The 12,556-nt window shown below is 61.0% G+C and carries 10 protein-coding genes, 2 tRNA genes and 1 pseudogene; 9 read left to right on the forward strand and 4 right to left on the reverse strand.

All coding sequences use genetic code 11. The annotated features are described in order from the left end of the window. Positions 1-18: 18 nt before the first annotated feature. The 3 genes and pseudogenes from LUB09_RS09015 to LUB09_RS24050 all read left to right on the forward strand — a co-directional run bounded on the left by LUB09_RS09015 (position 19) and on the right by LUB09_RS24050 (position 3,382). Positions 19-1,308 (forward strand): adenylosuccinate synthase, encoded by a 1,290-nt coding sequence (locus tag LUB09_RS09015; protein ID WP_209987899.1) that lies wholly within the window; start codon positions 19-21, stop codon positions 1,306-1,308. Between the two features lie 1,114 nt (positions 1,309-2,422). Then, positions 2,423-2,476: pseudogene (locus LUB09_RS24045) on the forward strand (hypothetical protein); the annotation flags it as partial. 201 nt (positions 2,477-2,677) lie between these two features. Beyond that, the gene (locus LUB09_RS24050) at positions 2,678-3,382 is read left to right on the forward strand and encodes a methyl-accepting chemotaxis protein (protein WP_416195188.1); all 705 of its coding nucleotides are present in this window, start codon (positions 2,678-2,680) and stop codon (positions 3,380-3,382) included. Positions 3,383-3,470: 88 nt separating this feature from the next. On the opposite strand, the gene LUB09_RS09025 is transcribed toward LUB09_RS24050, so the two are convergent. From LUB09_RS09025 to LUB09_RS09040, 4 genes are all read right to left on the reverse strand, one after another. Further along, the gene (locus LUB09_RS09025) at positions 3,471-5,024 is read right to left on the reverse strand and encodes an ABC transporter permease (RefSeq protein WP_231422389.1); all 1,554 of its coding nucleotides are present in this window, start codon (positions 5,022-5,024) and stop codon (positions 3,471-3,473) included. Continuing rightward, positions 5,024-6,049 (reverse strand): extracellular solute-binding protein, encoded by a 1,026-nt coding sequence (locus tag LUB09_RS09030; RefSeq protein WP_231422390.1) that lies wholly within the window; start codon positions 6,047-6,049, stop codon positions 5,024-5,026. Before LUB09_RS09030 ends, LUB09_RS09025 begins: the two co-directional genes overlap by 1 nt. Positions 6,050-6,192: 143 nt before the next feature. After that, positions 6,193-6,279 (reverse strand) — tRNA-Leu (locus LUB09_RS09035). Between the two features lie 155 nt (positions 6,280-6,434). Beyond that, positions 6,435-6,521 (reverse strand) — tRNA-Leu (locus tag LUB09_RS09040). A gap of 225 nt (positions 6,522-6,746) precedes the next feature. Here LUB09_RS09040 and rnr point away from each other — a divergent pair. The 6 genes from rnr to rplI all read left to right on the forward strand — a co-directional run bounded on the left by rnr (position 6,747) and on the right by rplI (position 12,515). Further along, positions 6,747-9,377 carry a ribonuclease R gene (rnr, locus tag LUB09_RS09045; protein ID WP_231422391.1) on the forward strand — a complete coding sequence of 877 codons (2,631 nt, stop codon included), beginning with the start codon at positions 6,747-6,749 and terminating at the stop codon, positions 9,375-9,377. After that, complete coding sequence (gene rlmB / locus LUB09_RS09050) at positions 9,374-10,129, forward strand: 23S rRNA (guanosine(2251)-2'-O)-methyltransferase RlmB (RefSeq protein ID WP_012721924.1); 756 nt, start codon at positions 9,374-9,376, stop codon at positions 10,127-10,129. The genes rnr and rlmB overlap by 4 nt, the downstream gene beginning before the upstream one ends. Positions 10,130-10,438: 309 nt before the next feature. Beyond that, positions 10,439-10,861: a 30S ribosomal protein S6 gene (gene rpsF / locus LUB09_RS09055; protein ID WP_003236224.1), complete on the forward strand. Its 423-nt coding sequence runs from the start codon at positions 10,439-10,441 to the stop codon at positions 10,859-10,861. 28 nt (positions 10,862-10,889) lie between these two features. Continuing rightward, the gene (gene rpsR, locus LUB09_RS09060; RefSeq protein WP_002551829.1) at positions 10,890-11,120 is read left to right on the forward strand and encodes a 30S ribosomal protein S18; all 231 of its coding nucleotides are present in this window, start codon (positions 10,890-10,892) and stop codon (positions 11,118-11,120) included. 36 nt (positions 11,121-11,156) lie between these two features. Further along, entirely contained in the window at positions 11,157-12,050 is an 894-nt protein-coding gene (locus LUB09_RS09065; protein WP_231422392.1) for a hypothetical protein, read from the forward strand. An 18-nt stretch (positions 12,051-12,068) separates the two neighbouring features. Further along, positions 12,069-12,515 (forward strand): 50S ribosomal protein L9, encoded by a 447-nt coding sequence (rplI, locus tag LUB09_RS09070; protein ID WP_003171376.1) that lies wholly within the window; start codon positions 12,069-12,071, stop codon positions 12,513-12,515. The last annotated feature ends 41 nt before the right edge of the window (positions 12,516-12,556 follow it).

A 12,556-nucleotide genomic window follows, 5' to 3' on the forward strand; every position in this document is an offset into this window, starting at 1 on the left:
CGAATGAGGACAAGTGTTATGGGTAAGAATGTCGTAGTCCTGGGCACCCAATGGGGTGATGAGGGCAAAGGCAAGATCGTTGATCTGCTGACCGAACATGCTGCCGCCGTAGTGCGCTACCAGGGCGGCCACAACGCTGGCCACACCCTGGTCATCGATGGCGAAAAAACCGTCTTGCACCTGATCCCGTCGGGCGTGCTGCGCGAAGGTGTGCAGTGCCTGATCGGCAACGGCGTGGTGGTAGCTCCCGACGCCCTGCTGCGCGAGATCACCAAGCTGGAAGAAAAAGGCGTGCCGGTGCGCGAGCGGCTGCGCATCAGCCCGTCCTGCCCGCTGATCCTGTCCTTCCACGTTGCCCTGGATCAGGCCCGTGAAAAGGCGCGTGGCGAGCTGAAGATCGGCACCACCGGTCGCGGCATCGGCCCGGCGTACGAAGACAAGGTTGCCCGTCGTGGCCTGCGTGTGGGCGACCTGCTCAACATGCCGCGCTTTGAAGACAAGCTGCGTGAACTGGTGGATTACCACAACTTCATGCTGGTCGGTTACTACAAAGAGCCGGCCATCGAGTTCGACAAGACCCTGGCCGAGTGCAAGGAATACGCCGAGCTGCTCAAGCCGCTGATGCTGGACGTGACCGCCGAGCTGCACGACCTGCGTCGCGCCGGCAAGGACATCATGTTCGAAGGCGCACAGGGCTCGCTGCTGGACATCGACCACGGTACCTACCCGTACGTGACCAGCTCCAACACCACTGCCGGCGGCGTTGCCACCGGTTCCGGCGTTGGCCCGATGTTCCTCGACTACATCCTGGGCATCACCAAGGCCTACACCACCCGCGTGGGCTCGGGTCCTTTCCCGACTGAGCTGTTCGACGCCGTGGGCGCGCATCTGGCCAAGCAGGGTCACGAATTCGGCGCCACCACCGGCCGTGCCCGTCGTTGTGGCTGGTTCGACGCCGTTATCCTGCGTCGCGCCATCGATGTGAACAGCATCTCCGGCATCTGCCTGACCAAGCTGGACGTACTCGACGGTCTGGAAGCCATCAACATCTGCATCGGCTACAAGGATGCGCAAGGCAATGACGTGGCACCGACCGACGCTGACAGCTACGTAGGCCTGCAGCCGGTGTACGAAGAAGTGCCGGGCTGGACCGAATCGACCGTGGGCGCCAAGACCCTGGAAGAACTGCCGGCTAACGCCCGTGCCTACATCAAGCGTGTTGAAGCGCTGATCGGTGCGCCGATCGACATTATTTCGACGGGGCCCGACCGCAACGAAACCATCGTTCTGCGCCACCCGTTCGCTTGATAAGCGATTGATGTGAAAAGCAAAGGGCTCCTTCGGGAGCCCTTTTTCATGGGCGTCTGCCAGACGGCACGACACTTGCTGTTATTCTCTCTTTCGCGGTGCTATCAAATTAATGGCACCCGTGGTCGAGGGATTACCGATGTCTGCCGTTCTCTCAGTGTTACAAAGTCGTCTGTTGCGTCCGGTGTTCGTTACTCTGGGTATCGCCCTTTTGGTGCAAGTGCTGGTCGCCGTCGCGCTGACGCGGAGCACGGTCACGGCGTTGGAAGCAGATTTGGCCGCGCGTCTGGGCATCGACAGCCAGAAGCTCTCAGGCGAACTGGCCCAGGCCGGCAAGGAAGTCACGTCGAGTCTGGAGAGCTTGTCCACCAGCACGCGTCAGCGTCTGACTGCAGGGCTTTCAACACGCCTGCAGGAAGAGCAGAAGCAACTGCGTGCGACCCTGGAAAAAGACCTGCAAGACTCCGCCAACGACATGGCGCAATTGCTGGCCTCGGTGGCGCCGCGCGCCATGTGGGACAGCGATGTGCCGACGTTGTCCGAATTCGCCCGGCGCGCCCAGCGCAATCCCAACGTGTTGTTCGTGGTCTACGACGACGCCACCGGTGAGCATCTGACCCGCTACCTCAATCGTGAAAACCCGATCAACCAGGCGCTGCTGGCCAAGGGCGCCGGTGAGCGCGCCCTCGACAAAGTGCTGGATGCGGCCAGGTCCGATCCTGCCGTGTACTACGTCGAAGCGTCCATCAGCCCCAATGGGGTCGAGATCGGCAAGGTGCGCATGGGCGTTTCGACCGCCTCGGTGGAGGCGAATCTGCAAGCCCTCGACAAACGCTTCGCCGCGTTGATCGCCAGCGGCGATCAACTGGTGGGCGACAGCCTCAAGGGCGCAGCCGCTGACAGCGCGTCGGCCATGGGCGCGCGTCTGCAATCGGCTCAGGCCACCGCCAACCAGATGACCGCCAACACCACCGATGCTGTGCAGGATGCGGCGGGCACGCTGCGCTGGCGCATCGGTATGGGGCTCGCCATCGTGGGTTTGGCGGTGTTGCTGCTGATCGCCATCGTGCTGGGGCGGCGCGTGGTCAATCGCCTGAAACTGTTGATTGCCGCCATGGATGACTTGGCGGCGGGCGACGGCGACCTGACCCGGCGCGTGCAAATCAACAGCAAGGACGAAATCGGCGCCATGGCTTCGGCGGTCAATCGCTTTGTGGATAAGTTGCAGCCTATCGTGCGCGAAGCGGGCGATGTGGCCCAGCGCACCGGGGTGGAAATCGGCGCCATGACCCTGCGCAATGCCGGCGCCGATGCCGCGGCCGGCTTGCAGCGCGATGAGGTGGCCGAGAGCCTGCGCGAGCTTTCGCAGATGGCTGATGAAGCCCAGGCCGAAAGCCAGGCGATGCAGGCGGCGTTGCAGCAGGTGGTGGATATTCGTCAGGCCACCGATGAAAACGCGCGCACTTCGGCCGAAGTCGGCAGTTTGATCGAGGCGCTGGCGGGGCAGGTGCAGGCCGGTTCCCAGGTCATCGAGCGGCTGGCGCAGCAAAGCGAGCAGATCGAAGTGGTGCTGACCGTGATTCATGGCATCGCCGAACAGACCAACCTGCTGGCGCTCAACGCGGCCATCGAGGCGGCGCGTGCCGGTGAGACCGGACGCGGCTTTGCGGTAGTGGCGGACGAGGTGCGTGCGCTGGCCAGCAAGACCCAAAGCTCAACCGGTGACATCCAGGCGCATATCGTCGCGTTGCAGCAGGGCGCGCGCGAGGCGGTGGAAACCATCGGCAAGGCCGGGCGCCAGGCCAGCGAAGGTTTGCTGGTGTTGCGTGACAGTGTGCGCTTGCAGCAGACGGTGCAGGCCTCGGTGGAGCAGGTGCACGCGGCCATCGGCCTGGCGACGCGCGCGGCCGAGCATCAGGCCCAGGGGGCGCATGCGGTGCGTGGGCGGGTGGAGGTGATCCATGCCCAGGCCGAGCGCGCGGCGCAGGCGGTGGTGGAGACCACGGCCAGTGGCAAGGTGCTGGATGGGTTGGCGGCGCAGCTTAAGGCCAGCCTGGGACAGTTTCGGGCCTAGTGCTGGCCCTATCGGGAGCAAGCCCCTCCCACATTTTGATGTGTGAAGACCTTCAAATGTGAGAGGGGGCTTGCTCCCGATAGCGATTTCAGCGGCTCAGATACATCCGAGTCGTCAGCCAATACACCGGCAACCCCGACACCAGAATCAACAACGCCGCATAAGGCGCCGCCGCCGCAAATTCTATATTCGAGGTATGCGCCCACACCGCAGTCGCCAGGGTATTCAGTCCGGTCGGACTGAGCAGCAACGTCGCCGTCAATTCCTTCATCGCATCCAGAAACACCAGCGCAAATGCTGCGCCCAGCGCCGGGAAAATAATCGGCAGGGTCACCCGGCAGAACGCACTGAACGACGACGCGCCCAGCGTGCGCGCCGCCTCTTCCAGCTGCGGTGCAGCCTTGTTCAGGGCCGTACGAATCGGCGCCTGGGCCAGCGGTAAAAACAGCAGCGCATAAGCGATCAGCAACAGCGCCGAGGTTTGATACAGCACTGGCACATAATGCAGTGCGAAATACACCAGCGTCAGGGCGATGACCAACCCAGGCAGAGCGTGCAGCAGATAGGGCAGACGCTCGGCCCAGATCGCCAGGCGGCCCTTGTAGCGCACCACCAGCAGCCCCACCGGCACCGCCAGCACCAGGCACAGCGCCGCGCCGCCCAGCGAGAGTGCTAGGGACGACAGCAGCGCCTCGCCAATCTCGGCCAGCGGGAACGCCGCCGACGAACCCACCGCCAGCCAATACCCGAGCATGCCCAGCGGAATGCCGCTGCCGATCACCGCCAGCGCCAGGCAATACAGCTGGCCCAACGGCGCCCACTGACCCAGCTTCACCTGCCCGGCATGCCGCGCCGCGCCCTGGCCGATGCGTACGTGTCGGCCCTTGCCGCGCACACGCAGCTCCAGCCACAGCAGGGTCAGGCACATCACCAGCAACACTGCCGACAGCATCGCGGCATTGGCATTGCTGAACTCCAGTTCGAATTGCTGGTAGATCGCCGTGGTGAAGGTCTGCAGGCCGATGATCGACAGGGCGCCGAACTCCACCAGCATATGCAGCGCGATCAGCAATGCGCCGGCCAGCAGGGACGGCCACAGCAAGGGCAGGGTGACGCGCACGAACACGCCCCAGCGATTGTGTCCCAGCGTGCGCGCCGACTCTTCGAGAGACGGATCCAGGTTGCGCAGGGTTGCCGCCACTGGCAGAAACACCAGCGGGTATTTTGACAGCGTCATCACCAGGATCGCCCCGCCGAGCCCTTCGAAATTGGCGCTCAGCGACACCCAGGTAAAGCTGCTGACAAACGCCGGCACTGCAAACGGCAGGCACAGGATCACGCCCCAGATGCGCCGTCCCGGCAGGTTGCTGCGTTCGAGCAGCCAGGCCAGGGACAGGCCGATCACGCCGCACGCCAGGGTAACGCCGACCATCAGCGCCAAAGTATTGCGCAGCAGGCCGAACACGTAAGGCCGCCACAGCAGGTGCAGGGCCTGCGCCCAGCCCGCCTGCCAGGCTTTGAGCCCAACGTAGACCAGCGGCAGCAGGCTCAGGCCAACCAGCAACAACACGGGCAACAGCAGCCAGATCGACGGACGTTTGCGCCGGGGCATGAACCCCGGCGCCGATAGCGATGGGCTCATCAGTTCAAGCCAACCTCGCGTTCCAGCTCCAGGGCTTCCTCGGCATTGCCAAGGTCGGCAGGCGTGACTTTCGGCGGTTGCAGCTCAGAGAATGGCTTGAGGCCACGGCTCGATTGCATCCCCTTGCGCAGCGGGTATTCGGCTGAGGTGTTGGTGATCACACGCTGGCCGTCTTCGCTGGCCATGAATGCCAGCAACTGCTGGGCTTCTTTCGGGTGTTTGCTGGATTTGAGTGCGGCTGCCGAAGACACGGTGATCAGGCCGCCGGCATCGCCGTCGGTGAAGTAATGCAGTTGCGAATCCAGGTTGGTTTTTTCTTTCTTCAAGGCAAACCAGTAGTAGTTGTTCACCAGCACGGTGGCGACTTCGCCATTTTCCACCGCTTTGAGCGCAACCATATTGTTGCTGTACACCTTGCCAAAGGCGCGCAGGCCGGTCAGCCATTCTTCAGCCGCCTCGCGCCCGTGCAGCTTGAGGATTGCCACGGCCTGTTCCTGGAATGCGCCGCTGGTAGGCACGAAGCCGACTTTGCCTTGCCACTCGGGGCCGGCGAAATCCAGCACCGATTTGGGCAGGTCTTTTTCCGCAATCAGTTTCGGGTTGAAGGCCACCACGCGGGTGCGGGCGGTCACGCCCATCCAGTTGCCGTTGCTGCCCACGTAGTCCTTGGGCAGTACGTCGAGGGTGCTGGCGTCGATGTTGGCCAGCAGGCCTTGCTCGCCCAGTTTATTGAGCGGGGGGGATTCTTCGGTATAGATCACGTCGGCCGGGGAGCGCTCACCTTCTTCGACGACCTGGCTGGCCAGCTGGTTGCTGCTGCCTTTGCGCACGTTGACGTGAATGCCGGTTTTGGCTTCGAAGGCCTTGGCGAGTTCATCGCCGACTTCTTTGTGTTGGCCGTTGTAGAGGGTTAGTGAGACCTTGTCGGCGCTGTGAGCCGAAGGGGAGAGCAGGGTCAGACTGAGTAGAGTGAGCGTCAGGCCACGCAGAAGGGATGTCTTGAGATGGGTAGAGCGGATAGTCATCCGACGTTTTCCTCGCTTGAATGCAACAAATCTTTGCAAGGATAAACGATAAAACTTCTCAAGTACGGGCGAGGGCTGAATCGCCGGGAAGTTTTCAAACCCCGGAAACGAAAAAACCCGCTTTCGCGGGTTTGATCTGAATTTGGTGCCCAGGAGAAGACTCGAACTTCCACGACCTTGCGATCACCAGCACCTGAAGCTGGCGTGTCTACCAATTTCACCACCTGGGCATTATCAAGCAACGTTGCCGCTGTTGATGGGGCGAACTATACGGCGGGCTTTTTAATCTGTAAACCCCTGGCTGGAAAAATATAAATCAATTTTTTCGTTAAAAATCAAAGGCCTGAAACGAAAAAACCCGCTTTCGCGGGTTTGATCTGAATTTTGGTGCCCAGGAGAAGACTCGAACTTCCACGACCTTGCGATCACCAGCACCTGAAGCTGGCGTGTCTACCAATTTCACCACCTGGGCAGCATCAACCACGTTGCCGTCGTCGATGGCGCGCACTATACGGAGCCGAATTTACGCTGTAAACCCCCGCTATCAAAAAACTCTGGAAAACTTCGCCAATGGTCGTGCAAGGTGTGCAACCGATGGCACAAAAGGCCTTTTAAGGGCTTGTTGACGCCTGAAATTTCCCGTTTCAATACGCGTATGCCAAACTAACCCCTATATAGACAAGGTGAAAACTCTCTAATGGCCGATTGGCAGTCCCTCGATCCCGAGGCCGCTCGTGAAGCGGAAAAATATGAAAACCCTATTCCTAGCCGCGAACTGATCCTGGCGCACCTCGCCGATCGGGGTTCGCCTGCTAGCCGCGAGCAACTGGTTGAAGAGTTCGGTCTGACCACCGAAGACCAGCTCGAAGCCCTGCGCCGCCGTCTGCGTGCCATGGAGCGCGACGCTCAGTTGATCTACACCCGCCGTGGCACCTACGCGCCCGTGGACAAACTCGACCTGATCCTGGGCCGCATTGCCGGTCACCGTGACGGCTTCGGCTTCCTGATCCCGGATGACGGCAGCGATGACCTGTTCATGAGCCCGGCGCAAATGCGCCTGGTGTTCGATGGCGACCGTGCCCTGGCACGTGTTTCCGGGCTGGACCGTCGCGGTCGCCGCGAAGGTGTGATTGTCGAAGTGGTGTCCCGCGCCCACGAGTCCATCGTCGGCCGTTACTTCGAAGAAGGCGGCATCGGCTTTGTTGTCCCGGATAACCCCAAGGTCCAGCAGGAAGTGCTGATCACCCCGGGCCGCAATGGCGCCGCCAAGGTCGGCCAGTTTGTCGAGGTGAAAATCACCCACTGGCCAACGGCGCGCTTCCAGCCTCAGGGCGATATCGTTGAAGTGGTCGGCAACTACATGGCGCCGGGCATGGAGATCGACGTTGCGCTGCGCACCTACGATATTCCTCACGTATGGCCCGAAGCGGTCATCAAGGAAGCGCGCAAGCTCAAGCCGGAAGTGGAAGACAAGGACAAAGAGAAGCGCATCGACCTGCGCCATCTGCCGTTCGTCACCATCGATGGCGAAGACGCCCGCGACTTCGACGATGCGGTCTACTGCGAAGCCAAGCCTGGCAAATTGCGCTTGTTCTCCGGCGGCTGGAAGCTGTATGTCGCGATTGCCGACGTGTCCAGCTACGTGAAAATCGGTTCTGCGCTGGATAACGAAGCCCAGGTGCGCGGCAACTCCGTGTATTTCCCTGAACGCGTGATCCCGATGCTGCCTGAGCAGCTGTCCAACGGCCTGTGCTCGCTGAATCCGAAAGTCGACCGTTTGGCCATGGTGTGCGAGATGACCATCTCGAAAACCGGTGAAATGACCGACTACCAGTTCTATGAGGCGGTGATTCACTCCCAGGCGCGCCTGACCTACAACAAGGTCAGCACTATCCTGGAAACACCGAAAACCAGCGAAGCCAAGGCTCTGCGTACCGAATACGCTGGCGTGGTACCGCACCTCAAGCAGCTCTACTCGCTCTACAAGGTATTGCTGGGTGCTCGTCATGTGCGTGGCGCGATCGATTTTGAAACCCAGGAAACCCGAATTGTCTTCGGTTCCGAGCGCAAGATCGCCGCAATCACCCCGACCACCCGCAACGATGCGCACAAGCTCATCGAGGAATGCATGCTGGCGGCCAACGTGGCCACCGCTGAATTCCTGAAAAAACACGAGATCCCTGCGCTGTACCGAGTGCATGATGGCCCGCCGCCGGAACGTCTGGAAAAACTGCGCGCGTTCCTCGGTGAGCTTGGTCTGTCTCTGCACAAAGGCAAGGACGGCCCGACGCCGAAGGACTACCAGGCACTGTTGGCCAGCATCAAGGACCGTCCGGATTACCACGTGATCCAGACCGTGATGTTGCGTTCCCTGAGCCAGGCGGTGTACAGCGCCGATAACCAGGGCCACTTCGGCCTCAATTACGAAGCGTACACCCACTTCACGTCGCCGATCCGCCGTTACCCGGACCTGCTCACGCACCGGGCGATTCGCAGCGTGATCCATTCCAGACAGGACACCCCGCACGTCAAGCGCGCCGGTGCCATGAGCATTCCGAAAGCGCGGATTTATCCGTACGACGAAGCCGCCCTGGAACAGCTCGGCGAGCAGTGCTCCATGAGCGAGCGCCGCGCCGATGAGGCCACACGCGATGTGGTGAACTGGCTCAAGTGCGAGTTTATGAAGGACCGCGTGGGCGAGTCGTTCCCGGGTGTGATCACCGCCGTGACCGGCTTTGGCCTGTTTGTCGAGCTGACCGACATCTACGTCGAGGGCCTGGTGCACGTCACCGCCTTGCCGGGCGACTATTACCACTTCGATCCTGTGCATCACCGCCTGGCGGGCGAGCGCACCGGTCGCAGCTTCCGTTTGGGCGACACGGTGGAAGTGCAGGTCATGCGCGTCGACCTCGATGAGCGCAAGATCGACTTCGGCATGCCTGACAAGCCGACCGAGCCGACCGGCCGTAAAAAACGCGGCAGCGACACCACAGCGCCGACCTCGAAAGGCAAAGCGGCTGCCACAACCGCGGCGACAGAGTCTGCGCCTGCCAAGTCGGGCCGTCGTTCCTCTGCCAAGGATAAGGCCCCGGAAGCCTATCGCCCGAGCGATGCCGCGGCGAAAAACGCCGAGCTGCGCAAGAGCCGCGAGTTGAAGCAGCAGTTGCTCAACGAAGCCAAAAGCGGTGGTAAAGCGGCGTCTGGGGGAAAGTCCCAAGCGGCGGAAAAAACCTCGAGCAAGACCAGTAAACACCGTAAAGGCCCGTCCAAGACGGGTTCGACCCCTGCCAAAAGCAGCGGGTCGCGCAAACCTAAGGCCAAGTCATGAGTCTGGAAAAAATCTACGGCGTCCACGCCGTAGAAGCGCTGCTGCGTCACCATCCCAAGCGCGTCAAGCAGGTATGGCTGGCCGAAGGGCGCAGCGAGCCACGCGTGCAGGCGCTGGTCGAGCTGGCGACCCAGAATAAAGTCGCCATCGGCCAGGCCGAGCGCCGTGAAATGGATGTGTGGGTCGAAGGTGTGCATCAGGGCGTGGTTGCTGACGTCAGCCCGAGCCAGGTGTGGGGCGAGGCCATGCTCGACGAGCTGCTCGACCGTACCGAAGGTGCGCCGCTCCTGCTGGTGCTGGACGGCGTGACCGACCCGCACAACCTCGGCGCCTGTCTGCGCTCGGCAGATGCCGCCGGCGCCCTGGCGGTGATTGTGCCCAAGGACAAGTCGGCCACCCTGACGCCTGTGGTGCGCAAGGTTGCCTGCGGCGCGGCGGAAGTGATTCCGCTGGTGGCCGTGACCAACCTGGCGCGCACCCTGGAAAAACTCCAGCAGCGCGGCCTGTGGGTCGTGGGCACGGCGGGGGAGGCCGAGGTCAGTATCTATGACCAGGACCTCACCGGCCCGACCATCCTGATCATGGGCGCTGAAGGCAAAGGCATGCGTCGCTTGACGCGTGAGCATTGCGATTACCTGGTGCACCTGCCGATGGCCGGTAGTGTCAGCAGTCTCAATGTGTCGGTCGCGACCGGTGTATGCCTGTTCGAAGCGCGGCGTCAGCGTGGCGCCAAGGCCAAGACCAAAAAGTAATTTTTGGCCTGGCATAGATGCAAATGTGGGAGGGGGCTTGCTCCCGATAGCAGTAAGTCAGTAACAGATAATGTTGCTGATCCACCGCAATCGGGAGCAAGCCACCTCCCACAGTTGTTTTGCGGCGATTGGGAGATTGTTCAAATAATCACCAATCACCTTGCGCCTGTTCCTCCCCTTCTCTACAATTGCGCCCCTTGCCCACCCGGCAGGCACGCATGTGCCTCCCCTGCGGCAAGATCCATAAGTGTCATTCACTCCTTGTCTGACCGTTTTTGAGCGGCAGGCTACAACCCGTAAGGAGCATTCATGCGTCATTACGAAATCATCTTTTTGGTCCACCCGGATCAAAGCGAGCAAGTCGGCGGCATGGTTGAGCGTTACACCAAGCTGATCGAAGAAGACGGCGGCAAAATCCACCGTCTGGAAGATTGGGGCCGTCGTCAACTGGCCTATGCAATCAACAATGTTCACAAGGCTCACTACGTGATGCTGAACGTTGAATGCACCGGCAAGGCCCTGGCCGAGCTGGAAGACAACTTCCGCTACAACGATGCAGTGATCCGTAACCTGGTCATCCGTCGCGAAGAAGCCGTTACCGGCCAATCCGAGATGCTCAAGGCTGAAGAAAACCGCAGTGAGCGCCGTGAGCGTCGCGACCGTCCTGAGCACGAAGGCGCTGATAGCGCTGACAGTGATGACAGCGACAACAGCGATAACGCTGACGAGTAATCCACGGACCTTTTAAGGAGCCTATCAAATGGCACGTTTCTTCCGTCGTCGTAAATTCTGCCGCTTCACCGCTGAAGACGTGAAAGAGATCGATTACAAAGATCTCAACACTCTGAAAGCCTACGTATCCGAGACCGGCAAAATCGTTCCAAGCCGTATCACCGGTACCAAAGCACGTTATCAGCGTCAGCTGGCCACCGCTATCAAGCGCGCCCGCTTCCTGGCCCTGCTGGCCTACACCGACAGCCACGGCCGCTGAGACCGGGCAGTCGACAAGTAGTAAGGGATTAAATGCATGCGCGCCTTAGCTGAGTTCATCATGCGCGGTCGTATGCAGGCCACTCTGGTAGTGGCCGGCTGTGCGGCATTGCCGCTGTTGTATTGGTTGGGTGCTGCCGCCGGATGCCTTGTGCTCCTGCGGCGCGGTTTACAGGATGCCATTGGCGTCCTGGCCCTGGGATTGTTGGCCGGCCTTGTCTGGTGGCTGCAATTGGGCGAACCCAAGGTGCTTATGGTGCTGTTGGGTTCGTCGAGCCTTGCGTTGGTTTTGCGCGCAAGTGAGTCCTGGGTCCGCACGCTGCTGGTCAGCGTGGCAGTGGGGTTGGTGTATTCAGTGTTGCTCGGCGCGGCTTTCCACCCGCAAATCGAGGCGCTGGCGCAAGAGATCGTCAAGGTCCTGCCGTCGGCTCTCGGGGAGCTCTACCAGCAATTGTCGGTAGACGAGCGAGCGCGTCTCGCAGCATTGATAGCACCGGCCCTGATCGGCCTGATGGCGGTGGTGTTGCAGGTCGTCAGCCTGCTGAGCCTGATGCTTGGGCGTTATTGGCAGGCGTTGTTGTACAACCCGGGTGGTTTTGGTCGCGAGTTTCGCAGCATCAGAATCCCTGCGGGCCCGGCGATGTTGCTGCTGGCATGCATGGTGGTCGGACCGAACTTCGGTCCACAGGCCGCCCTGTTGTTGCTGTTTTGCAGCGTACCGCTGGTGTTTTCCGGGCTGGCTCTGATTCATGGGCTGGTGGCGCAGAAGCGCCTGGCCAGGTTCTGGCTGGTGGGGTTGTACGTGACGCTGGTGCTGTTCATGCAGCTGATTTATCCGTTACTCGTGGTTTTGGCCATTGTCGACGGCCTGATTGATTTTCGCGGTCGTCTGGCGCCGAAAGACGCCGACAACGCGAACGGTGAAGGTTAAAAGTTAGAGGATTTTCACATGCAACTGATCCTTCTGGAAAAAGTCGCCAACCTGGGCAACCTGGGCGACAAAGTAAATGTTAAGGCCGGTTACGGTCGTAACTACCTGCTGCCATACGGCAAAGCCACCGCTGCAACCGCTGCCAACCTGGCTGCGTTTGAAGAGCGTCGTGCTGAGCTGGAAAAAGCCGCAGCAGACAAAAAAGCCTCGGCCGAAACTCGCGCTGCCCAACTGGCTGAGCTGGAAGTGACTATTACTGCCACTGCCGGTGACGAAGGCAAGCTGTTCGGTTCGATCGGCACCCACGACATCGCTGATGCACTGACCGCCTCCGGCGTTGAAGTGCAGAAGAGCGAAGTTCGTCTGCCGAACGGCACCATCCGCAACGTAGGCGAATTCGACGTAGCCGTGCACCTGCACGCCGAAGTTGAAGCCACCGTACGCGTTGTCGTGGTAGCAGCTTAAGCAGCACCTAACTGGGTGGCACCTCGCGTGCCAGCCGGTTA

Origin of the sequence: Pseudomonas sp. Leaf59 (genome assembly GCF_920984685.1) — a bacterium.
Lineage (GTDB): Bacteria > Pseudomonadota > Gammaproteobacteria > Pseudomonadales > Pseudomonadaceae > Aquipseudomonas.

Excerpts from the sequence above, each read along its gene's own strand:
- LUB09_RS09015 (WP_209987899.1), top strand. The coding sequence starts at position 19 with ATGGGTAAGAATGTCGTAGTCCTGGGCACCCAATGGGGTGATGAGGGC.
- LUB09_RS24050 (WP_416195188.1), top strand. The coding sequence starts at position 2,678 with ATGGCTGATGAAGCCCAGGCCGAAAGCCAGGCGATGCAGGCGGCGTTG.
- LUB09_RS09025 (WP_231422389.1), bottom strand. The coding sequence starts at position 5,024 with ATGAGCCCATCGCTATCGGCGCCGGGGTTCATGCCCCGGCGCAAACGT.
- LUB09_RS09030 (WP_231422390.1), bottom strand. The coding sequence starts at position 6,049 with ATGACTATCCGCTCTACCCATCTCAAGACATCCCTTCTGCGTGGCCTG.
- rnr (WP_231422391.1), top strand. The coding sequence starts at position 6,747 with ATGGCCGATTGGCAGTCCCTCGATCCCGAGGCCGCTCGTGAAGCGGAA.
- rlmB (WP_012721924.1), top strand. The coding sequence starts at position 9,374 with ATGAGTCTGGAAAAAATCTACGGCGTCCACGCCGTAGAAGCGCTGCTG.
- rpsF (WP_003236224.1), top strand. The coding sequence starts at position 10,439 with ATGCGTCATTACGAAATCATCTTTTTGGTCCACCCGGATCAAAGCGAG.
- rpsR (WP_002551829.1), top strand. The coding sequence starts at position 10,890 with ATGGCACGTTTCTTCCGTCGTCGTAAATTCTGCCGCTTCACCGCTGAA.
- LUB09_RS09065 (WP_231422392.1), top strand. The coding sequence starts at position 11,157 with ATGCGCGCCTTAGCTGAGTTCATCATGCGCGGTCGTATGCAGGCCACT.
- rplI (WP_003171376.1), top strand. The coding sequence starts at position 12,069 with ATGCAACTGATCCTTCTGGAAAAAGTCGCCAACCTGGGCAACCTGGGC.